Genomic DNA, 21759 nt, shown 5'->3' with positions numbered 1-21759 from the left:
TGAGATGAAAGCAATTTTATTTGTCGGCCACGGGAGCCGTTTAGCAGCAGGAAATGATGAGGTACGCACGTTTATCGAGCAAATGACACCTCGTATTGATGAGAGTTTTTTAGTAGAAACATGTTTTTTAGAGTTTGCCTCGCCGAACATTGAAGAAGGTATTACGAACTGTGTGAAGAAGGGCGCTACAGAGGTGCATGTTATTCCGATTATTCTTCTTCATGCGGGACATTCAAAACTGCATATTCCAGCAGAAATCGAACATGCGCGTGAGCATTATCCAAATATAACGTTCACATATGGCCAAACAATCGGAATCCATGAAGAAATATTTGCTATTTTAGAAGACCGTTTAGCAGAAATTGGATTCAATGTGGAAGAAGAACATAAGGATACTGCCATTTTATTAATTGCACGAGGCGGTAGTGACCCATCTGCAAATGGTGATTTTTATAAGATTACACGCCTGTTGTGGGAAAAACTTCCGGTTCAGTTTGTGGAAAGCGCCTTTATGGGTGTGACAGATCCTCGTGTTGAAGAAGGTATTGAGCGCTGTGTGAAGCTTGGTGCTAAAAAAATCATTATGCTACCGTACTTTTTATTCACAGGTATCCTCATGGAACGTATGAATGGTATGTGTAAGCAGTTTAACGAAAAATATCCTGACTGTGATATTCAAATTGCCAACTATTTTGGCTATCATGAGCGTTTGCAAAATGTGTTATTAGAGCGTATTGAGCAAGCTGTGAATGGTACATCAACAGGCATGCAAGATTTAGAAAACTATCGTGCTTATGCGGCGGTGCATGGTCATGCGCATCATCATCACCATCATGACCACGACCATGGACATGACCACCATGATCACGACCATGACCATGAACACCACAATCACGACCATGACCATGAACACCACAATCACGACCATGACCATGACCACGATCATCACCATGAAGAGGAGCCGGTGCAATGATTTTCATGTTAGCAGGGACGAGTGATGCAAGGAATCTAGCACTTGAATTACAGTCAGCGGGTTACGCTGTGACGGCAACCGTCGTTACTGAATCAGCCGCTTCAAGCCTTGCAGAAGTGGGCCTTCCTCATTTAGTCGGACGATTAACAGCTGAGGAAATGGCGACGATTATCACAGAGCAAGGGTACCGTTTAGTTGTAGATGCCTCTCATCCATTTGCTGAAGAAGCTTCAAAAAATGCGATGGCAGCAGCGGAGCAAGCAAATGTACCGTATATTCGCTATGAACGTGCCCATGAACATTATGCACATCCCCTTATTACGGTTGTGAAAGATTACGAGGAGGCTGCCCACTTAGCAGCTGAAAAACGTGGTGTTATCATGCTGACGACGGGCAGTAAAACGCTTGCTACCTTTACAAAGGTATTACATGGTTTAGAAAATACGCGAGTGATCGCGCGCATGCTTCCTCGACTCGATAATATGGAAAAATGTGAAGCACTTGGTGTGGCACAAAAAGATATCGTAGCGATACAGGGCCCTTTTTCAAAGGAATTAAACGAAGCACTGTTTCGTCAATATGATGTGACATTGATGATTACGAAAGAAAGCGGCAAGGTAGGCTCGGTGGATGAAAAGCTAGACGCTGCCCTTGCATGTGGCATTGAAACGATTTTAATTGCAAGACCAAATATAAAATACGGACAGCAATATTCTACATTCGAAGATGTATTACAAGCTGTACAAAACACACTTTAGGAGGCAATCCAGATGGACTTTAAAACAGATTTCAAACCATTAACAGTAGACCCAGATAAAATTTACGATTACAGTTTTTCAATTATTGCAGAGGAAATGGGCGAGCATAATTTCTCAGAAGACGAGTGGAAAATTGTACGCCGCATCATTCATGCTTCTGCTGACTTTGAACTAGGACGTAGCGTTATTATTACACCAGGAGCGATTGAAGCAGGTATTAAATCAATTCTTGCAGGTCGCCATGTCATTGCAGATGTGCAAATGATTGAAAGTGGTTCAGGGAAAAAACGCTTCCAAAAGCATGGTGGCGATTTACACTGCTATATTGCAGATGAAGACGTTTCAATTGAAGCGAAAAAACAAAACACTACGCGTGCGATTATCTCTATGCAAAAGGCTGCTAAATTACATAAAGGTGGTATTTATGCAATTGGTAATGCACCGACAGCATTGCTTGAATTAATTCGTTTAATTAAAGAAGGCTTAGCGAAACCAGATTTAATTATTGGTATGCCAGTTGGCTTCGTTTCTGCTGCTGAGTCAAAGGAAGAGCTGTTGAAACTAGAAGGTATTCCGTATATTACAAATGTTGGTCGTAAAGGCGGTAGTACAGTGACGGTTGCCGCATTGAATGCTGTTTCACTTTTAGCGGATGAACAGGCGAAAAAATAATGGAGCGGAAGCCTAAAAAGGATCCCAAGGACATGCGTCACGGTTATACAACGGGAGCCTGTGCAACTGCTGTAACGAAGGCTGCATTACTGGCCTTAATTTCAAATGAAGAGCAAGAAACAAGTACAATTCATTTGCCGATTGGGCGAGATGCAACCTTTACGATAGAAAAATGTACATTTCAGAATAATGCTGTAAGTTGTGAAACGATTAAAGATGCTGGTGATGATCCAGATGCTACACATAAGGCACTTATTATTGGTACAGTGAGCTGGGCAGACACACCGGGCATTCATTTAGACGGAGGGATTGGTGTCGGGCGCGTAACAAAGCCCGGCTTACCAGTACCTGTTGGCGAAGCGGCGATTAATCCTGTGCCACGGAAGATGATTCATAGTACTGTACAGGGTGTGCTTGACGATTTTGAAATTGACAGAGGCGTCAATGTAGTGATTTCTGTCCCTGAAGGTGAGGAAATTGCAAAAAAAACGTTAAATGGGCGACTTGGTATTATTGGAGGCATCTCCATTTTAGGCACAAGGGGAACCGTCGTGCCTTTTTCAAGTTCCGCTTATATGGCAAGTATCGTTCAAGCTATCAGTGTTGCAAAGGCAGCTGGCTGTGAACATTTAGTCGTGACTACTGGTGGACGCAGTGAAAAATTTGGGATGGCACAGTATCCTCATTTGCCAGAGGAAGCGTTTATAGAGATGGGCGACTTTGTTGGCTTTACATTAAAGCATTGTAAACGACTTGGTATTAAACAAGTTTCACTAGTTGGTATGATGGGTAAATTTTCGAAGGTGGCACAAGGGGTCATGATGGTACATTCCAAAAGTGCTCCGATTGATTTTAACTTTTTAGCACAATTAGCAGTGGATATTGGTGCAGATGAAGTGACCGTAGGTGAGGTTCGCGAGGCCAATACAGCTTCACAAGTCGGCGAAATTATGGCAGAGAAGGGCTATGATGCTTTCTTTTACCATTTATGTGAGGCTTGTTGCTATTCTTCATTACATCATGTTAGAGGCGGTTTAACGCTTTCCACATCGATCTATTCGATGCAGGGACAATTATTAGGAAGGGCTGATGACATTGCATCGATCGATGAAATTGATTGGGATCGGGGATAACGGACAAGAAAGCTTACTACCGCAATATGTACAGTGGATTGAAGACTGTGAGGTACTTGTTGGTGGGGAGCGTGTTCTAGAATTTTTCCCGAGCTTTACTGGAGAAAAAATATTGATTAAAGGTGGTCTTACAGCGCTTGTTGAAAGATTATCTGCAGAAACAAGAAATACTGTTATTCTAGCGTCGGGTGATCCATTATTTTACGGAATCGGTGGGTATTTAGCGAAAAAGCTAGACATTGAGGTTTACCCATATATGAGCTCGGTACAGCTTGCTTTTTCGAAGATGGGAGAAAGCTGGCAGGATGCTTATGTCACAAGTATTCATGGACGCTCTATGAAAGGCTTGGCGCAACGTATTGATGGGAAAAAGAAAGTAGCCCTTTTAACAGATGCTGATAATAATCCTAATGAGCTAGCACGCTATTTAAAGCATTTTGGTATGACAGAATACAGCACATTTGTAGCAGAAAATTTACAGGGCATTAATGAAAAATGTGGCTCGTATTCTCTTGATGAATTAGAGACTACAGACTTTTCTCCTTTAAATGTCGTAATATTAAAACAAATATCAGAACCGAAACGCTATACGCTCGGTATCGATGATGAAGAATTCTCACAGCGTAAGCCGGATAAAGGGCTTATTACGAAAAAAGAAATTCGTGTCTTAAGTTTACAAGCGATGCAGCTACAAAAGGATAGCATCGTTTGGGACGTAGGTACATGCACAGGGTCTATGGCGATTGAGGCTGGTAAGCTTGCACCAGAAGGTCAAGTATATGCGGTGGAGAAAAATGCACCTGATTTAGAAAATTGCCTGCAAAATCAGCAGAAATTCCGTGTTGATATAACAGCTATTCATAGTAAAGCACCTGCAGGACTGGATAACTTCCCTGATCCGGATGCGATTTTTATCGGCGGCACAGGAGGCGAAATGGTGGAGCTATTACAAATGTGCTGTACTCGATTGAAGCCAAATGGTCGCATTGTATTGAACGCTGCAACCATTGAAAATTTATATAAGGCAGTCGAAGCGTTTAAGGCTTGTGGCTTTGCTGTTGACATATTACAGGCACAGCTTGCACGCAGTAAACCAATTTTAGATATGACACGTTTTGTCCCATTAAATCCAATTTATATTATTTCTGCATATCGAAAGGAAGAAAATCATGAGTAATCTTGGTATTTTATATGGCTTGGGCGTAGGTCCTGGCGATCCAGAGTTAATTACAGTTAAAGCTTTCCGCGTCATTCAGGAGTCGCCTGTTATTGCGTATCCAAAAAAGTTAAAAGGCAGTAAAAGCTATGCACATCGAATTGTAGATGTTTACATAAATCCAGAAGAAAAGGATATGCTTGGCCTAGTATTCCCAATGACTAAGGATGAGGCTGTTTTAGAACGAGAATGGACAAAATCTGTTGAACTTGTCTATGGAAAATTAAAAGAGGGCAAAGACGTCGCATTCGTAACAGAGGGAGACCCACTATTATATAGTACGTTCATCCATATGATGAAGCTTATGCAGGACATGCATCCAGATGTTGAAATTCAAACAGTTCCGGGTATTTCTTCGTTCAATGGTTCGGCATCACGTTTAGGAATTGCGCTGGCAGATGGTGATGACCGTGTTGCCATCGTACCTGCCTACGATGACTATGATGCAATGCGTGAAGCGATTGAAAGTCACGATGCAGTGGTGTTCATAAAAGTAGCGAAGGTTATTGATTTAATGCTTGAGGTACTACGTGATTTAGATTTACTTGATAAGGCATCTGTCGTAACAAAGGTAACGTCTGACGAGGAGGTTATTTGGGATGTGCGCGAGCTAGACGGTGTTGATTTAGAATATTTAACGTTAATGGTGGTGCGAAAATAATGAAGAAAATATATATTGTCGGCGCTGGGCCTGGTGATCCAGATTTAATTACAGTAAAAGGTTTACATATGCTTCAAACAGCGGACGTTGTCATGTATACAGATTCGTTAGTAAATGAAGATCTTATTGCAAAAGCAAAGCCAGATGCGGAGGTTATCCGTACAGCTGGTATGCATTTAGAGGAAATGGTAGCGGTCATGGTAGATCGCGTCAATGCGGGTAAAGTAGTTGCTCGTATGCATACAGGAGATCCTGCTATGTATGGCGCGATCATGGAGCAAGTGGCCCTATTAAAAAAAGAAGGCATTGGCTACGAGGTTATTCCTGGAGTTAGCTCTGTCTTCGCTTCTGCAGCGGCAATCGGGGCAGAATTAACAATTCCTGACTTAACACAAACGCTTATTTTAACGCGTGCCGAAGGACGTACACCTGTGCCGGAATTTGAAAAGCTACGCGATTTAGCGAGTCACCACTGTACAATTGCATTATTCCTAAGTGCAACGTTAACGAAGAAAATCGTAAAAGAATTGCAAAGTGCAGGCTGGGCTGATGATACACCAGTAGCTGTTATTCAAAGAGCTTCTTGGCCAGATCAAAAAATCGTACGTACAACATTAATTGAACTGGATGAAGCAATGCGTGTGAATGGTATTCGTAAGCATGCGATGATTTTAGCTGGCTGGGCATTAGATCCGACTATTCATGATAAGGATCAATATCGTTCGAAATTATATGATGCTACCTTTACACATGGCTTTAGAAAAGGCGTGAAGACGAGTGATTGAGTTACAAGAGGGTGTCTTACCAGAAGTTGAGCAACGAAATTCTTATGCTGTTGTAGCCATCACTAAGCATGGTGTACAACTTGGACGTCGCTTGCAGCATACTTTTGCGGCGAGTGATTTATATTACATGAGTAAATTTGAGCAGGGCGATGAAGCAGAAAAGCATATACAAATGTTTACAGGTACTGTGCGTTTGCTGCTGCCAACCTTGTTTAAGCAATATAAAGGTTTAATTTTAATCATTTCACTCGGTGCAGTTGTACGCATGATCGCACCGATATTAAAGGATAAAAAGACAGATCCAGGCGTTGTTGTCATTGATGACCGTGGTGAAAATGTTATTAGCGTGTTATCTGGACATCTAGGCGGAGCCAATGAGCTGACACATGAAGTAGCTGCAGCACTTGGAGCTAATCCAATTATTACAACAGCTTCAGATGTGCAAAAGACGATCCCTGTTGATTTATTCGGTGCACGTTTTGGCTGGGTATGGGACAGTGCTGATAAACTAACACCAGTAAGTGCTTCTGTTGTTAACGAGGAGCATGTCGCAATCGTTCAAGAAACGGGTGAACGCGACTGGTGGATGCGTGATACACCAATGCCTGAGCAAATTAAAATTTATTCGTCAACGCATGCTGCGATTGAAGCGAAACCACATGCGACATTGCTTATTACAGATCGCATCATAGAACCTGAAGAAGAAGTACTTCTTGAAAATGGTGTTATTTATCGACCAAAATCGGTTGTGCTTGGCATGGGCTGTAATCGTGGGACATCGGTGGAAGAAATTGAGCAAGTTATTGATGAAACCCTTGCAGAGCTGAAACTTTCGAAAAAAAGTGTTAAAGCACTATGTACGATTGATCTAAAGAAAGATGAGCAATGCTTCCTTGAGGTAACAAAGAAATATGATTGGGAATTTGTAACGTATTCACCAGCTGAATTAAATGAAATTGATTTCCCATCACCTTCGGAAACAGTGTTTAAATATACAGGAGCATACGGCGTGAGTGAGCCTGCAGCGATGCGTTACGCGCAGGTGGAGTCGCTTGTGCTACAGAAGAAAAAATCGGGCAATGCTACAATCTCTGTTGCTAGATTTACATTTTAAGGAGGAAGCCTATGCAAACAAATCGTTTTGTACTTGCTGGTACTGGCAGTGGAGTTGGTAAAACGACTTTTACCATTGGACTCATGAAAGCATTACAAGAAAAGGGCAAAATTGTGCAGGGCTTTAAATGTGGCCCCGACTATATTGATCCTACCTATCATACTGCTGTTACAGGACGGATATCGCGTAATATTGATAGCTGGATGTTTTCACATGAAGCAGTGCGTGATATTGTCGCGCGTGCGAGTATGGATGCAGATGTTTCCATTATTGAAGGCGTTATGGGCTTTTACGATGGAAAAAGTCCGTTATCTGATGCTGGCTCTGCGGCAGACATTAGTGTTGTAACAGAGAGCCCAGTTATTTTAATTGTCAATTGTGCAAGTATGGCACGAAGTGTAGCGGCGGTTGTGAAAGGTTTCCAATTACTATCTGACAAACCTACTATCGTTGGTGTTATTGCTAACCAAGTCGGTAGTGTCGGGCATTATGAGATTGCGAAGGCTGCCATTGAGCAGGAGTGTGGTATCCCTGTTATCGGATACTTGAAGCGTGAGGAAGGGATAGATATTCCTAGTCGTCATTTAGGGTTAGTGCCTGCGATTGAACGAGGAGAACTCGATACATTTTTTGATAAGCTAGGCTCTTTAATGACAGAGACGATTGATTTAGACAAATTGCTTGAGTTAACAAAGGCTCCTGTTTTACAAGAATCAGGGCAATTATTTGCGGAACAACCGTCTCAAAATATTTGCATTGCCGTAGCAAAGGATGCTGCGTTTAACTTCTATTATGAAGAAAATTTGGCATTGTTACGTGCAAAAGGAGCTAGGCTACAATTTTTCTCACCTTTGGCGAATGAACCTGTTCCAGCTGAAGCTGACGGTTTGTATATAGGTGGGGGCTTCCCGGAGGAATTTGCTGATATATTAGCGGAAAATTCCGATGTGAAAAAATCTATTCGTGAAGCAATTGCCAAAGGTCTACCGACATTAGCCGAGTGTGGAGGCTTCATGTATTTGACAGAGGCTATTACGAATAGTAATGGTGACCGTTATGACATGGTAGGTATTATTCCAGGTGAGGTAGCGATGCAAACAAAGCTAGCGGCTCTCGGTTACCGTGAAATTTTTGGCACACAAAATAATTTTTTAATTGGTACAGATGAAGAAGCAAAGGGACATGAATTCCACTATTCAAAATATAGCGGCACACATAACACACCAGCTTACCAAACGAAAGGTCGATTTGGTAACAAACAAGAGGGCTACCAAGCAGGAAATCTAGTGGCTGGCTATACCCATTTTCATTTTGTATCTAACCCAAAGCTTGTTGACAACTGGTTAACAGCTTGTAAGAAGGTGAAAAATCATGACTAATTATTTTCCTATTCATATTAATGTTGAATATAAAACTGTAGTAATTGTTGGTGGAGGTCACGTTGCAACACAGAAGGTAGCTTCACTGCTCCCAGCTAAAGCGAATATTGTTGTTGTTAGTCCTACCCTTGATGACTCATTACTACCACTTGCTGAATCAGGTCAAATTACGTGGCGTGAAAAAGCGTTTGAGCCACGTGATTTAGATGATGCAATACTCATCATTGCGGCAACAAATGATACGACAGTAAATGAAGCTGTACAAGAGGCAGCGCAGCATTGGCAGCTGATCAATCGGGCAGATGCACAGGCGGAGAGTGACTTTATTACACCAGCGACAGTACGCCGTGGTCCATTAGTGTTAACTGTATCAACGTCAGGTGCCAGTCCAGCACTAGCGCGTAAAATTAAAGCGGACCTCGAAGAGCAATTTGATGACGTTTATGATGACTATGTATGCTTCCTACAGCAAGCGCGTTTAATGATTGCTGCTAAGTTTGAAAAAGGTCCACAAAGACGTGCAGCATTACAATCATTACTTGAACCGAGCTTACTAGAATGGACGCGCAGTGGAGAGATTGATAGACGTGAGGCTTATTTACAACAATTACTGATGGGAGAAGCGCGATGAAAGACGGAAAAGTATATTTAGTTGGAGCTGGGCCAGGAGATCCAAAGCTCATTACAGTGTACGGGCTAGAGTGTATTCAAAAGGCTGATGTCATTGCGTATGACCGTCTTGTGAATCCAAAATTGTTAGAGTTTGCGAAAAAAGATGCTGAGCTTGTGTACTGTGGTAAATTACCTGGTAAGCATCACCTCATTCAAGATGAGATTCATACATTACTTGTCGAAAAAGCGCAGGAAGGCAAAATTGTCACACGTTTAAAGGGTGGCGATCCATTTGTTTTTGGTCGCGGTGCAGAGGAAGCCGAAATCTTAAAAAATCATGGTATTGCTTATGAAATCGTTCCTGGTATTACAGCAGGAATTGCTGCTCCAGCATATGCAGGTATTCCTGTAACACACCGAGACTTTGCGACAAGCTTTGCGCTCGTAACGGGACATGGTCGTGAGGAAAAAGGACAGGACTTTTTAAATTGGTCTGCACTAGCAACAGGTATCGATACAGTTGCCTTTTATATGAGTGTTGGTAATATTGCGTATATCTCTAAAAAGCTCATCGAAAATGGTCGTAAACCAACTACCCCAGTAGCAGTTATTGAGTGGGGAACAACAGATCAACAGCGTACCATTACAGGGCAACTTGAGGAAATTGCTAGCATTATTGAACGTGAAGGCTATCGTAATCCTTCCATGATTGTCGTTGGCGAAGTCGTCAAAGTACGCGAGAAAATTCAATGGTTTGAAGAGCAAGGACTTACTTTATCATAAATTTGAGCATAGGGAGGAAACAACATGACAGTAATTGAGGCTTTAAAAAATCGTCGAGCGATTCGCGATTACACAACACAGCCTGTTGAAAAAGAGAAAATCGAGAAAATTTTACAAGCAGCCACTTATGCTCCAAATGACCGTATGCGTGAGCCTTGGCATTTTTATATAATTCAAGACGACGCAATGAAACGCTATGAGGAGATGGCAAGTGCTTATTTACAGGAGCGATTCCCAACAAAGCCAAATTTAGTAGAAAGCTCGTTAAAAGTCGTTCAAACAACACCAGTTGCCATCGTTGTTACGGCAGATATTGTGGAAGATGATACTGATGCAACAGAAGATAATGTCTTTGCTGTATGTAGTGCCATCATGTCCATGTGGCTTGCCGCAGAAGAGCTAGGGCTTGGCTTCGTATGGCGTACACGCGGTGTAGGGCTAGTTCATGACCCGCGTATGCATGCATTTATTGGCGCAAGTGAATCACAAAAAGTAGTAGGTACTATTTTTATTGGCTACCCAGAAGAGCAGGAACTTAAAGACAAAAAACGTACCCCATTTGCAGAAAAAACAACATGGCTTTAAGGGAGGCTTGAACAATGGCTAGAAAAGGCTTGTTTTTAGTTTATACAGGTGAAGGGAAGGGCAAAACAACGGCTTCTCTAGGCGTCACACTGCGCGCAGTTGGTCGAGGCCTAAATGTACGATATATGCAATTTATTAAATCACCAGAGCGTACATACGGAGAGCAAATTGCTCTTCGTAAGCTTGGCGTAGAAATGGAGCAAATGGGAATTGGCTTTACTTGGACAAAAACACCAGAAGAGCATCGTGCTGCGTTAGCAAAGGCATGGAAGAAAACAAAAGCGGCCTTGCAAGACGACAGTATTGATTTACTCGTATTAGACGAGCTCAACAATGCACTGGCTATTACAAAATTCCCAATCGACGATGTGCTACCATTAGCCGAAGTCATTGAAGCCATTAAACAACGTCCGTCTACAATGCATTTAGTAGTAACAGGCCGTAGCGCAAATCCAGCGCTTATCGCGATGGCAGATTTAGTATCGACCATCGATGCGACCAAGCATTATTATGACGAAGGAATTCCAGCAGTTAAAGGCCTAGAATTCTAATGATGCCCGTGCGTCGGGGGAATATCCGCGCGTTGTGGGGGGATACCCGCGCGTTGTGGTGAAATACCCGCGGAACAAGGCGGAATACCCGCGATTTGTGATGAAATACCCGCGGAACGGAGCAGAATACCCGCGCTTTGAAGAAATACCCGCGGAGCGAGGCAGAATACCCGCGATTTGTGATGAAATACCCGCGGAGCGAGGCAGAATACCCGCGCTTTGGAGAAATACCCGCGGAACGAGGCGGAATACCCGCGCGTTGTGGTGAAATACCCGCGGCCCGAGGAGAAATACCCGCGCTTTGGAGAAATACCCGCGATTTGTGATGAAATACCCGCGGCCCGGAGCAGAATCCCTGCGCTTTGCAGGGAAACACCCGCGAAGTAAAGTCTGCTCCCGCGCTTTAACTATAAATACGGAGGAAAAAGACTATGCCAGCAAAATCTATTATGATTCAAGGAACGGCTTCTGATGTTGGGAAAAGTATGATTTGTACTGCGCTATGCCGTATTTTATCGGATGATGGGCTAAAGGTAGTACCGTTTAAATCGCAAAATATGGCCCTTAACTCGTTTGTAACTCATGATGGCGGAGAAATTGGTCGCGCACAGGGGGTACAAGCTGAGGCGGCACGTGTTGTCGCAACTACGGATATGAATCCTATATTGCTTAAACCGAAGCAGGATATGGTATCGGAAGTGATTGTTCATGGTAAGCATTTTTTAAATATGGACGCCAAAAGCTATCGTAATCAATTCGTACAAGAAGCGATGCCGATCGTTGAAAAGTCGGTACGAACTTTACAAAATACATATGATGTGATTGTACTTGAAGGAGCGGGAAGCCCGGCAGAGATCAATTTAAAGGATCGTGATATTGCAAATATGCGCATGGCTCATCTAGCAGATGCAGCTGTTGTGCTAGTTGCTGATATTGATCGGGGTGGGGTATTTGCATCGATTGTTGGAACACTTGCATTACTTGACGATGCTGAACGGGCACGTGTAAAGGGACTAATCATTAATAAATTCAGAGGGATGCGTGAACTACTTGATGATGGTATTGAATGGGTAGAGCGAGAAACTGGCATTCCTGTACTTGGTGTTGTGCCGTATGTAGATGTCAATATTGAGGCTGAGGATTCGCTAGCACTATCTTCCTTACGCTTTAAAAAGCCAAAGCCTGGGGAATTCTCAGTGGATGTAGCTATGATTCGCTTACCGCGCATTTCTAACTTTACAGATGTTGATCCATTTTTCGATGAGCCAGAGGTTGGTGTACGTTTAATTGGTAATGTCAATGAGCTTGGTACGCCTGACTTACTTATACTACCTGGAACCAAAAGTACAATAGATGATTTAGCGTGGTTAAAGGCACAAGGCTTCGACCAAGCGATAACTAATTTACGTGAACGCGGCACAAAAATTATTGGCATTTGTGGTGGCTTCCAAATGCTTGGCGAAACGTTATTAGATCCGGATGCAGTAGAAGGGAATGGCGATTCAGCGCAAGGTTTAGGTTTATTGCCGATGGAAACTGTTTTTGTTGGCGATAAAAAAACTGTTCAAATGACAGGAACAAGAGGAAAAGATACGTTTACTGGCTATGAGATTCACCTTGGACGTACAAAAATTTTACGAGACGAGGTTTCACCTTTTTTACAACTTGCGGATGGTCGAGGGGATGGGGCAGTAAGTGTTGATGATCAAGTTATCGGAACATATTTCCACGGCTTATTCCATAATCGTACCTTTACACGACAGCTTGTCAATGACATACGCGTGAAAAAAGGGCTCGCTACTTTACCGAGCGATGTAAAAAGTGATGCAGAACGTAGAGAGGACGCTTACAATATGCTGGCAAAGCATGTCCGTGCTAATCTCGATATGAAAAAAGTATACGAAATAATGAATATAGAGGTATCTGTATGACAAGAAAAGGACCGTTAGCCATTAATTATGAGGCATTATGGCAGGAAGGTATGAAGGATTGGCATGGTCATATGCCTGAAAGAATGGTCAATGATCAGTTGGAGGAGCAGTTTTGGGCACAGTCAATTGCACGTAAAAAGACTGGGCAAACAGATCCTTATGCTGCGAGAATTTTCCAAGAAATAAAGAACACTATTCAACCAGAGTATTCTGTATTGGAAATTGGTCCAGGCTGGGGTAATTATACGTTTCCGCTAGCTAATACTGCGCGACAGCTAACTTGTATAGATAGCTCAGAAAGCATTCTTAGCTATTTACAAAATTGCATGCAGGATAAACAGCATGTGTCTTATATTCATGCGAAGTGGGAAAGTCTTACTGAGGATGAAGTAGAAGCGCACGATATCGTCATCGGTGTCAATTGTTTTTATCGTATGTATGACATTAAATCCGCCCTTTACCATATGAATCGTCTAGCTAAAAAACGTGCAATTATTGGCATGACAACAGGGCCGATTCAACCCCATTATGAAATTTTGTACGAAAAGTATGGCTACGATATTAAATTTCCACGAAGAGATTATATAGAATTTTTAAACTTGCTATATGAGATGGATATTTACGCAGATTGCAAAATCATCCCATTGGAAAGAGTGTATGAATACGAAAGCTATGAGCAGCTTATAACAACTCAAAGTAAAAAAATATTAAATACTAATTTTAATAGAGCACATGTTGAGGAGTCGCTCATGCCATTTATTGAAGAAAAGAATGGGCGGTATTATTATCGCCATGATTTCCATGCGGCACTCGTATCATGGGAACCTAAATAATATCAAAACCTTTGGAGAAAGCTAGTCACCAAAGGTTTTTCTTATTGTGAACGATAAGGTACAATAGAGCGATAGATATAGAAGTGAGGTGGCATATGTGCAACTACATTTTTTAGGAACAGGCGCAGGAATGCCTTCAAAGGAACGAAATACAAGTGCCCTGATGGTAAAGCTTTTAGATGAAGTGGGGGAAATGTGGCTTTTTGATTGTGGAGAGGCGACCCAACATCAAATTTTGCATACATCCTTAAAGCCCCGTAAAGTAACGAAAATATTCATTACACATTTACATGGTGACCATATTTTTGGTTTACCTGGCTTTTTAAGCTCTCGTTCATTTCAAGGTGGGGATGAGCCATTAACAATATTTGGCCCGCAAGGTTTACAGCAATGGATTGAGCAAACCTTTGCCTTGTCAAAGACGCATTTAACCTATCCATTACATTTTGTTGAAGTCCATGAAGGTGTAATTTATGAGGATGAACAGTTTACAGTGAGTGCAAGTGAATTACGGCATGTAGTCCCATGCTTTGGCTACCGTATTGAGCAAAAGGACTTGCCTGGTGAACTGTTACTGGCAAAAGCGCAAGCACTTGGTGTTCCAAAAGGACCTTTGCTTGGGCAATTAAAAAGCGGGAAAGATGTGGAGCTCGACAATGGCATCATTGTCTATGCGAAAGATGTTGTCGCTCCCCCTAAAAAAGGCTTTACGCTCACTATTTTAGGGGATACAAAATATTGTCCAGAGGCTGTTTCATTAGCTAATGGAGCAGATATCGTTATTCATGAAGCGACCTTTGATGGTACTACGACAGATTTAGCAGCCAGCTACGGACACTCTACAAATGTCGAGGCGGCAAAGGTGGCACAACAAGCAGGAGTAAACTATTTACTTCTGAACCATTTAAGTGCCCGCTTCCTACCTCACGATTTACCACTGTTTTTAGCGGAAGCACAGAAGATTTTCCCGCAGACCTACTTAACATCCGATCAATTAATATTTACATGGCATAACAATAAATTATCCTAGAATAATATTTTGGTAAGAAAGAACCTTTTAGATGATTCGTCATTTAAAAGGTTCTTTCTTTTAAATCGCTACTTTAAGACTAGTGTGATTAATTTGTTAATTATTAAGATTTTGTTTGTAAATGTCCTAATTATGTTACTCTATTGTATTTTCTCCTCTTTTATGAAACTGCTGGTATTATAGTCTTTTTTGTCTAAGTGTTTTCTCCTAATTTTAAAAATAATATAATTTCTACAAATTTGTGACGATTTTTTTATTATTAAAAATTATTATATTAAATTCATAAAAAAGTAATGAAATATATAAAATTGATATTGTATGATGAAATGGAAATAACCGTATATTTTAGGGGGAATTGATGAGATGGGGAAAACAATGAAATGGAAAATGCTGCTAGAAATCATGTGCATTGTCGTATTTATTATCGGTGCATTTTCTATTTATATTTATCAAGCAACATCTAAAAGTGTAAAGAATAACGGGGAGGCACTCGCTAATTCCATCGTTATGGGAATGGAGGGTGCTATTCAATCAAGAGAAAAAGCGGAAGAAATAATGGAAAAGGAAATGATTGCTGAATCAGTAATGGCTTCTTACATTGTCGATAAAGGCGCTACACATGAAGATTTGAAGGCGATTGCTGAACGTGGAGGCATTGATGAAATATGGAGTACGGATGATAAAGGAAATACCACCGTCACTTCTGTAGCACCGAAAATTGATTTTAACTTCGGTTCTGATCCAGACGGACAAGCCGCAGAATATATGCAGCTATTAGATGGACGTGCAAAAGAAATTGTACAGAAGGCGCAAATACGTGATGTAGACGATAAATTTTACAAGTTCGTTGGGGTAAGTAGTTGGAATCCAGCAGCACCTCAAATTGTACAGGTTGCTCGACAAGGACAGCAGCTATTAGATTTAGAGGCTAGTATCGGTAGTGAATATTACATTGATCAGCTTAACAAATCATTATCCTCAACGGTCCTTTATGCAGCTGTTGTGAATGACAAAGGTGAAACAATAGCAGCTACAGCAGAAAGAAATCTAGCGGATATTGGTTTTTTACCAGCAAAATTTTCAACGCAAAAAGCATCTGAATTTTCGGGACGTTATGATGGAACACGTGTTACGCAATACGTAAAACCGTTATCAAATGGTACATATTTAGCTATCGTTGTTTCAAATGAAGTACTTTCACATATTTTGATAGGAACAATTATTGCTTCATTAATCGTTGTGTGTGTCATTTTCGTCATTACTGGTTTTTCTATTTCTAAACAGGTCTCCCGAATTGTAAGTGTACGCGATTCACTTGAGGACATTAGTAAGGGCGAAGCGGATTTAACAAAGCGAATAAATGTAAACTCTAAGGATGAGATTGGTCAATTAGTAGTATCATTTAACGGAATGATGGAAAACTTTCAATTCATAATGCGTGAATTGAAGCAGGAAGCTAGCCAAATTAAGGAGGCAACATACATAATTCAAGAAAATGCACATCATACACTCGATTCATCTGAAATCATTCAGGAAGAATCTAGTCAGGTTGCTCAAGCATCTTGTGCGCAACAGCAAAATACAGAAGACAGTGCGTTATCAATGGAAGAATTGGCACGCAGTATCCAACATATTTCCGAATCCATTGTTGAGGTTTCTACCATTTCTCGCAATACAGAAGAAAATGCGAATAATGGCTTACAAATTATGAACAAGTTACAAAAGCAATTAGTGGAAGTTCATGAAAAGACAAATCTTTCGGTAGTAAGTACACAAGAATTAGAAAAATTATCTGGCATGATTGGTGAGTTTACAAATGTCATTACTGGAATTTCAGAACAAACAAACCTATTAGCGCTAAATGCATCTATTGAAGCGGCCCGAGCAGGTGAAGCGGGTAAAGGATTTGCTGTAGTGGCAGAGGAAGTTCGCAAATTGGCAGAGGATTCAAAGCTAGCAGCTGAGCGTATTTCTCAAGTTGTGATGAATGTACAAAGGGAGACAGCTAACATTGTATCAGTCATTTATTCTACTGCTGATGTATTAAATGCTGGTCGATCTGTTGTCCATGAAGCACAGCAATCTTTTGAAGGCATTAACAATGATGTCCAAGTAATAGCAGAACAAGTAGATTTAGTATCGAGTACAACAGAGGAAATCGCAGCCAGCACAGAGGAAGTCACGGCTACGATGGAAGATGTATCATTATTGGCAAAACAGACTTCAGCAAGCGTTGCCGATGTTGCTCAAAAGGCTAAAAATCAAGCAGTAAGTATGAATGAAATGACATCGATTATTGATAAGTTAAATGCAACAGCAGATAATTTACAACAATCAGCAGGCAAATATAAAGTCTAAATAAAATAGATAGTGAAAACGAAGATTTGGAATATTAAAGAAATATAATGCAGTTAATAGTAGATTTGCGTATAATTGAATAAAGGGGAGTGGTTTATATGAATCAGCAAAAAATGCCACCAGCACTATTACGTTTAATCGTTATTTTTCCAAATGTGCTGAGTTATTTATTACTATTTGGCCTTATTGTTTTTGTTAAAACTAATTATGCCACATTAAAAGCAACGGACAACTTAACGGTTTGGCTTATTTTTATCGCAGTGCTTGCACCAGCTGCTGCCTACACAACATTCAGCATTGTGAAGAAAATTCGTGCTGGACATATGTAAGCTAAATTACAACACGTGTATTCGTTAGATTTCTAATGGGTATACGTGTTTTTTTAAAGTGTGAAAAATTAATGGTTTTGTTCTGTTGTAAATTTCCTCTCTTCGAAGCTGGAATGTAAGCGAAATGGTCAAATATTTATATTTTAAGTCAGGTCTGTTGATTGCTACGGGCTCCTCGCTTTGTCGCTGACGCTTCGCTTTCGCACAGAGCAAGGCTTCCTACGAGCGAGCGTCGAGTAGCCCGTAGCTACAAGCTCTTCATCATAACATGTGGTTGATTTCTTTGATAGAAAGAGCTTGTTTTTCGATAAAAGCCCAAAAAGTTTCGATAAAGGGCGATTTTGTTTCGATAAATCTTCAAAGTATTCCTATAAAACGAACGAAAGTAGCTTTAGCGATTCTGTTTTGGGGCTCGACACTAAATAGCAACAAGAAAAACCCTTTCATCGATCAATAATAAACCTATTTTTTCCTAATCAACACGCCTGATTTTAAGTCTCTAAAACTTACAATAGAGCTATGGGTATTCATGTTGACTTTTTGACATATTGAACGACGAAATGGAAGCTCATAAGAAGGCTTTGAAGGGATTAGTCAATCGATGACTCATTATATTAATTTTCAAATGGCTGTCAGCGGATGAACAAATTGGTGTTAAAGATCATGGATTACTTGAGTCAGCACTAGCAAGACCACAACAATCAGTCTCGAGCAGCATTAGGACTAAGTGAATTAAGTGATGCACTCGTCATAGTGGTGTCTGAAGAAACAGGGAGAATTTCTTTTGCCTTACAAGGAAACTTTATCCAATTACTACGCATGGCATTATATAGTGTAATCTTCACACTGAAAAATATCTCGAATTCAAGATATTTTTCTTGCTTGTTTATCATTTGCGTAGTAAAGTGATAATTGAAAGGAGGATGAAGTGATGAGAAAACACACGCTTGGATCACTGACATGGATTCGGATGATGCGCTTTACAAATCAAAGTAACCAGCTATCCAATGAATTTTTAAAAAACTTTGACTTAACGACTGCACAATTTGATGTCCTTATTCAAATAAAGACATATGCGCCGTTAACGCAATCACAGCTAGCAGAGAAAGTGATAATCACGCAAGGTGGTATGTCTCGGATGCTTGCTCGTCTTGAAAAAGAGGGACTAATTGAGCGTAAACAAAATTGGAAGACGAAAACAATCTCGCTTACAGCTAAAGGCGAGCAGATGATAGATGCGGCGACACCAAGTCAGCTACACTTTCAATCCTCATTTTTTGAAGAAGTATTAACAGAAGAAGAAATGAAATCTTTATATACACTTATGTCAAAACTAGAGAAGCATAGTCGTGAAAAAAAATTACCACCAGCGTGATTTTTTTTACACTTTCACTTGCTTAGTCAAGTGATAATAAGGAGGAAACATTCATGAACAAATTAAGTGGTCATCATCATATATCAATGCTAACGAAAAATGGTAAACGTAATAATGATTTTTATACAAAAATTCTTGGATTACGTCGTGTGAAAAAAACTGTCAATCAAGATTCGCCATCTATGTATCATTTATTTTATGGAGATTTAACAGGTGCGGCAGGTACGGAATTAACATTTTTTGAAATGCCCGTAGCAGGACGTACAGTTCGAGGCACAAATGCCATTACACGTATTGGGTTACTAGTGTCAAACTATGACAGTCTTCAATATTGGAAAAATCGTTTTCAACAGTTAGATGTTCAACATAGTGAAATTACCACATATGCAGGTAAAGATGCCTTGTTTTTTGAGGATCATGAAGGGTTACGAATGGTACTTTTAAATCATCATGGTCAAGAAACGCCAGCCGATTGGCAACCATGGGACGGCTCCGAAATCCCTACAGAACATCGCATTTTAGGGATGGGGACAGTTGAAATTACAGTTCGTTATTTGCATCGCACAGTGAATTTATTAAAAGGGCTTTTTCATTATACAACTGTAGCAGAAAGTGACAAAGAAGCAGTTCTTCAATCTATCGAAGGTGAAGTGCTAGGAGAGATTGTCGTTAAAGAATTAGAAGGTCCTAGTGAGAAGCCCGGTCGTGGTAGCATTCATCATCTTGCGCTCCGTGTTGCAAACGTTGAGGAATTACAGGAATGGGATGCCAAAATTAAGGAGCGAGGCTTAGATAGTACAGGAATAGTGGATCGCTATTACTTCCAAAGTCTTTATTTTAGAGATCGCAATGGAATTTTATTTGAAATGGCAACAGATGGTCCCGGGTTTACAGTTGATGCGGCAATAGAGGATCTTGGTAAAGAGCTCGATCTTCCACCATTTTTAGAAGAAAAACGTGCTGAAATTGAGGCTATTTTAGAGCCACTAGATTAAGGAGTGAACTACTACATGGAAAAATATCGTATTGATCAATCAAAGGGTATTGAATTTGGGCTTTATTCATTAGGTGATCATATCCCAAATCCGTTAACAGGTGAACGTATCACAGCTCAGCAACGCATTCAGGAGCTAATAGAAGCAAGTAAGCTAGCAGAACAAGCAGGTATCGATGTATTTGGTGTAGGCGAAAGTCATCAATCGTACTTTACAACACAGGCACACACAGTTGTTTTAGGAGCAATTGCACAAGCTACATCAAAAATTAAACTAACAAGCTCCGCGACGGTACTAAGTGTCTCTGATCCGGTACGTGTATATGAAGATTTTGCAACGATTGATTTAATTTCAGATGGGCGTGCAGAAATAGTTGCGGGGCGTGGCTCACGAGTAGGTGCATATCAATTACTAGGCGTTGATTTACAGGATTATGAAGAGATTTTTGAGGAAAAATTAGAGCTCCTGAAAAAAATTAATGAAGAGGAGCTTGTCACTTGGGAAGGGCAATTCCGTGCACCGCTTCACAATGCGCAAATTTTGCCGCAACCGAAAAATGGCTCGTTACCAATTTGGCGAGCTGTCGGCGGACCCCCTGCTAGTGCCATTAAAGCAGGTTATATGGGTATTCCAATGATGCTAACGACATTAGGTGGGCCAGCTGTTAACTTCAAGCCATCAGTAGATGCTTATAGAGAAGCAGCGGAGCGAAGTGGCTTTGACCCGAAAGAGTTACCGATTGCTACGACAAGTTTATTCTATGTAGCTGATACGACGAAAGAGGCGCTCCAAGGAATGTATCCACATTTAAATGGTGGATTCCAAGCAATTCGTGGCGCAGGTTATCCAAAGCAACAATTTGCGCAAGCGCCCGATACACGTGACGCCTTAATGGTCGGAAGTAAGGAACAGATTATTGAAAAATTACTATATCAATACGAGCTATATGGCATGCAACGATTTATGGCACAAATTGATTTTGGCGGTGTGCCATTTGAAAAATTAATGAAAAATATTGAAATTATAGGGAAAGATATTCTACCTGCAATCAGAAAATATACAGCGAAATAAGGGGTGCTCAGTATGAAAATCGTTGCACTAGCCGGTTCCATTGTCGGCTCAAAAACAAAAACAGCTATTAGTAAAGTGGTTGAAATTTTACAAGAAAAATATCCGGAGCATGAAGTAACGTTACTTGATCTTGCTGAATACAACATGCAATTCAGTGATGGGCGTAATTATTTTGAATATGATGGGGATACGAAATATGTGACTGAAACAATTATGGCTGCAGATGCAATAGTTATTGGAACGCCAACATTTCAAGCGTCAATCCCAGCAACATTGAAAAATATTTTTGACTTACTACCGGTTAATGCCTTTCGCGATAAAGTGGTGAGTATGGTTGTTACAGCGGGCACATCTAAACACTATCTAATGATTGAGCAGCAGTTAAAGCCAATTCTCGCTTATATGAAAGCACATATTGTTCCAACATATGTATTTATAGAGGAGAAGGATTTTTTGCGGAAGGAAATTGTGAATGATGACGTCTTATTCCGCCTTGAGCGTTTAGCTGAGGATACAGTGATGGTAGCTGAAGCGTTTGCAGAAATTCGTGCGAAAAAAGATGCGGAATATGATTTTTAGAGATTACTATAAAATTTAGACGCTACATGAGAGGAA

At 40.8% G+C, this 21759-nt stretch carries 22 protein-coding genes and 1 pseudogene; all 23 read left to right on the top strand.

Translation table 11 applies throughout. From position 1 onward, the window contains the following. Window positions 1-4 precede the first annotated feature (4 nt). The 23 genes and pseudogenes from QUF91_RS16770 to QUF91_RS16660 all read left to right on the top strand — a co-directional run bounded on the left by QUF91_RS16770 (window position 5) and on the right by QUF91_RS16660 (window position 21723). Entirely contained in the window at window positions 5-973 is a 969-nt protein-coding gene (locus QUF91_RS16770) for a sirohydrochlorin chelatase (protein ID WP_289418639.1), read from the top strand. Next, window positions 970-1731: a precorrin-6A reductase gene (gene cobK, locus QUF91_RS16765; protein WP_289418637.1), complete on the top strand. Its 762-nt coding sequence runs from the start codon at window positions 970-972 to the stop codon at window positions 1729-1731. The genes QUF91_RS16770 and cobK overlap by 4 nt, the downstream gene beginning before the upstream one ends. A 12-nt stretch (window positions 1732-1743) precedes the next feature. Next, the gene (locus QUF91_RS16760) at window positions 1744-2403 is read left to right on the top strand and encodes a precorrin-8X methylmutase (RefSeq protein WP_289418636.1); all 660 of its coding nucleotides are present in this window, start codon (window positions 1744-1746) and stop codon (window positions 2401-2403) included. After that, entirely contained in the window at window positions 2403-3536 is a 1134-nt protein-coding gene (locus QUF91_RS16755; protein WP_289418635.1) for a cobalt-precorrin-5B (C(1))-methyltransferase, read from the top strand. Before QUF91_RS16760 ends, QUF91_RS16755 begins: the two co-directional genes overlap by 1 nt. After that, window positions 3493-4713, top strand: a complete 1221-nt coding sequence (gene cbiE / locus QUF91_RS16750) for a precorrin-6y C5,15-methyltransferase (decarboxylating) subunit CbiE (RefSeq protein ID WP_289418634.1) — start codon at window positions 3493-3495, stop codon at window positions 4711-4713. Before QUF91_RS16755 ends, cbiE begins: the two co-directional genes overlap by 44 nt. Further along, on the top strand, window positions 4706-5413 hold the full coding sequence (gene cobI / locus QUF91_RS16745; RefSeq protein WP_285396190.1) for a precorrin-2 C(20)-methyltransferase: 708 nt from the start codon (window positions 4706-4708) through the stop codon (window positions 5411-5413). The genes cbiE and cobI overlap by 8 nt, the downstream gene beginning before the upstream one ends. Further along, window positions 5413-6198, top strand: coding sequence for a precorrin-4 C(11)-methyltransferase (cobM, locus tag QUF91_RS16740; RefSeq protein ID WP_285396191.1), 786 nt, complete (start codon window positions 5413-5415; stop codon window positions 6196-6198). Before cobI ends, cobM begins: the two co-directional genes overlap by 1 nt. Next, entirely contained in the window at window positions 6191-7312 is a 1122-nt protein-coding gene (locus QUF91_RS16735; RefSeq protein ID WP_285396192.1) for a cobalt-precorrin 5A hydrolase, read from the top strand. The genes cobM and QUF91_RS16735 overlap by 8 nt, the downstream gene beginning before the upstream one ends. An 11-nt stretch (window positions 7313-7323) precedes the next feature. Continuing rightward, window positions 7324-8691 (top strand): cobyrinic acid a,c-diamide synthase CobB, encoded by a 1368-nt coding sequence (locus QUF91_RS16730; protein WP_289418630.1) that lies wholly within the window; start codon window positions 7324-7326, stop codon window positions 8689-8691. After that, the gene (locus tag QUF91_RS16725; RefSeq protein ID WP_285396194.1) at window positions 8684-9322 is read left to right on the top strand and encodes a precorrin-2 dehydrogenase/sirohydrochlorin ferrochelatase family protein; all 639 of its coding nucleotides are present in this window, start codon (window positions 8684-8686) and stop codon (window positions 9320-9322) included. Before QUF91_RS16730 ends, QUF91_RS16725 begins: the two co-directional genes overlap by 8 nt. Beyond that, window positions 9319-10086, top strand: a complete 768-nt coding sequence (gene cobA / locus QUF91_RS16720; RefSeq protein WP_289418628.1) for a uroporphyrinogen-III C-methyltransferase — start codon at window positions 9319-9321, stop codon at window positions 10084-10086. Before QUF91_RS16725 ends, cobA begins: the two co-directional genes overlap by 4 nt. A gap of 24 nt (window positions 10087-10110) precedes the next feature. Continuing rightward, window positions 10111-10671: a nitroreductase family protein gene (locus QUF91_RS16715; RefSeq protein WP_289418626.1), complete on the top strand. Its 561-nt coding sequence runs from the start codon at window positions 10111-10113 to the stop codon at window positions 10669-10671. A 14-nt stretch (window positions 10672-10685) separates the two neighbouring features. After that, window positions 10686-11222 (top strand): cob(I)yrinic acid a,c-diamide adenosyltransferase, encoded by a 537-nt coding sequence (locus QUF91_RS16710; protein ID WP_285396197.1) that lies wholly within the window; start codon window positions 10686-10688, stop codon window positions 11220-11222. Between the two features lie 431 nt (window positions 11223-11653). Continuing rightward, window positions 11654-13153 carry a cobyric acid synthase gene (locus QUF91_RS16705; RefSeq protein ID WP_289418624.1) on the top strand — a complete coding sequence of 500 codons (1500 nt, stop codon included), beginning with the start codon at window positions 11654-11656 and terminating at the stop codon, window positions 13151-13153. Continuing rightward, window positions 13150-13986, top strand: a complete 837-nt coding sequence (locus tag QUF91_RS16700) for a class I SAM-dependent methyltransferase (protein WP_285396199.1) — start codon at window positions 13150-13152, stop codon at window positions 13984-13986. The genes QUF91_RS16705 and QUF91_RS16700 overlap by 4 nt, the downstream gene beginning before the upstream one ends. 97 nt (window positions 13987-14083) lie before the next feature. After that, window positions 14084-15016, top strand: coding sequence for a ribonuclease Z (rnz, locus tag QUF91_RS16695; RefSeq protein WP_285396200.1), 933 nt, complete (start codon window positions 14084-14086; stop codon window positions 15014-15016). A 363-nt stretch (window positions 15017-15379) separates the two neighbouring features. Beyond that, window positions 15380-17374, top strand: coding sequence for a methyl-accepting chemotaxis protein (locus QUF91_RS16690; RefSeq protein WP_289418621.1), 1995 nt, complete (start codon window positions 15380-15382; stop codon window positions 17372-17374). A gap of 98 nt (window positions 17375-17472) precedes the next feature. Further along, the gene (locus QUF91_RS16685; RefSeq protein ID WP_285396202.1) at window positions 17473-17703 is read left to right on the top strand and encodes an acyl-phosphate glycerol 3-phosphate acyltransferase; all 231 of its coding nucleotides are present in this window, start codon (window positions 17473-17475) and stop codon (window positions 17701-17703) included. A 708-nt stretch (window positions 17704-18411) separates the two neighbouring features. Further along, window positions 18412-18536: pseudogene (locus QUF91_RS16680) on the top strand (diadenylate cyclase); the annotation flags it as partial. 98 nt (window positions 18537-18634) lie between these two features. Next, window positions 18635-19078: a MarR family winged helix-turn-helix transcriptional regulator gene (locus QUF91_RS16675; protein WP_285398354.1), complete on the top strand. Its 444-nt coding sequence runs from the start codon at window positions 18635-18637 to the stop codon at window positions 19076-19078. A gap of 53 nt (window positions 19079-19131) precedes the next feature. Further along, complete coding sequence (locus tag QUF91_RS16670) at window positions 19132-20073, top strand: ring-cleaving dioxygenase (protein WP_289418619.1); 942 nt, start codon at window positions 19132-19134, stop codon at window positions 20071-20073. A 15-nt stretch (window positions 20074-20088) separates the two neighbouring features. After that, window positions 20089-21144, top strand: a complete 1056-nt coding sequence (locus QUF91_RS16665) for an LLM class flavin-dependent oxidoreductase (protein ID WP_289418618.1) — start codon at window positions 20089-20091, stop codon at window positions 21142-21144. A gap of 12 nt (window positions 21145-21156) precedes the next feature. Beyond that, window positions 21157-21723 (top strand): NADPH-dependent FMN reductase, encoded by a 567-nt coding sequence (locus QUF91_RS16660; RefSeq protein WP_285398351.1) that lies wholly within the window; start codon window positions 21157-21159, stop codon window positions 21721-21723. The last annotated feature ends 36 nt before the right edge of the window (window positions 21724-21759 follow it).

The organism is Lysinibacillus sp. G4S2 (assembly GCF_030348505.1).
Lineage (GTDB): Bacteria > Bacillota > Bacilli > Bacillales_A > Planococcaceae > Lysinibacillus.
This window is presented reverse-complemented; position numbering and strand designations above follow the sequence as displayed.

Bases quoted from the DNA above. Each gene is read 5' to 3' on its own strand.
- QUF91_RS16770 (WP_289418639.1), top strand. From the start codon at position 5: ATGAAAGCAATTTTATTTGTCGGCCACGGGAGCCGTTTAGCAGCAGGA.
- cobK (WP_289418637.1), top strand. From the start codon at position 970: ATGATTTTCATGTTAGCAGGGACGAGTGATGCAAGGAATCTAGCACTT.
- QUF91_RS16760 (WP_289418636.1), top strand. From the start codon at position 1,744: ATGGACTTTAAAACAGATTTCAAACCATTAACAGTAGACCCAGATAAA.
- QUF91_RS16755 (WP_289418635.1), top strand. From the start codon at position 2,403: ATGGAGCGGAAGCCTAAAAAGGATCCCAAGGACATGCGTCACGGTTAT.
- cbiE (WP_289418634.1), top strand. From the start codon at position 3,493: ATGACATTGCATCGATCGATGAAATTGATTGGGATCGGGGATAACGGA.
- cobI (WP_285396190.1), top strand. From the start codon at position 4,706: ATGAGTAATCTTGGTATTTTATATGGCTTGGGCGTAGGTCCTGGCGAT.
- cobM (WP_285396191.1), top strand. From the start codon at position 5,413: ATGAAGAAAATATATATTGTCGGCGCTGGGCCTGGTGATCCAGATTTA.
- QUF91_RS16730 (WP_289418630.1), top strand. From the start codon at position 7,324: ATGCAAACAAATCGTTTTGTACTTGCTGGTACTGGCAGTGGAGTTGGT.
- QUF91_RS16725 (WP_285396194.1), top strand. From the start codon at position 8,684: ATGACTAATTATTTTCCTATTCATATTAATGTTGAATATAAAACTGTA.
- cobA (WP_289418628.1), top strand. From the start codon at position 9,319: ATGAAAGACGGAAAAGTATATTTAGTTGGAGCTGGGCCAGGAGATCCA.
- QUF91_RS16715 (WP_289418626.1), top strand. From the start codon at position 10,111: ATGACAGTAATTGAGGCTTTAAAAAATCGTCGAGCGATTCGCGATTAC.
- QUF91_RS16710 (WP_285396197.1), top strand. From the start codon at position 10,686: ATGGCTAGAAAAGGCTTGTTTTTAGTTTATACAGGTGAAGGGAAGGGC.
- QUF91_RS16705 (WP_289418624.1), top strand. From the start codon at position 11,654: ATGCCAGCAAAATCTATTATGATTCAAGGAACGGCTTCTGATGTTGGG.
- QUF91_RS16700 (WP_285396199.1), top strand. From the start codon at position 13,150: ATGACAAGAAAAGGACCGTTAGCCATTAATTATGAGGCATTATGGCAG.
- QUF91_RS16690 (WP_289418621.1), top strand. From the start codon at position 15,380: ATGGGGAAAACAATGAAATGGAAAATGCTGCTAGAAATCATGTGCATT.
- QUF91_RS16685 (WP_285396202.1), top strand. From the start codon at position 17,473: ATGAATCAGCAAAAAATGCCACCAGCACTATTACGTTTAATCGTTATT.
- QUF91_RS16675 (WP_285398354.1), top strand. From the start codon at position 18,635: ATGAGAAAACACACGCTTGGATCACTGACATGGATTCGGATGATGCGC.
- QUF91_RS16670 (WP_289418619.1), top strand. From the start codon at position 19,132: ATGAACAAATTAAGTGGTCATCATCATATATCAATGCTAACGAAAAAT.
- QUF91_RS16665 (WP_289418618.1), top strand. From the start codon at position 20,089: ATGGAAAAATATCGTATTGATCAATCAAAGGGTATTGAATTTGGGCTT.
- QUF91_RS16660 (WP_285398351.1), top strand. From the start codon at position 21,157: ATGAAAATCGTTGCACTAGCCGGTTCCATTGTCGGCTCAAAAACAAAA.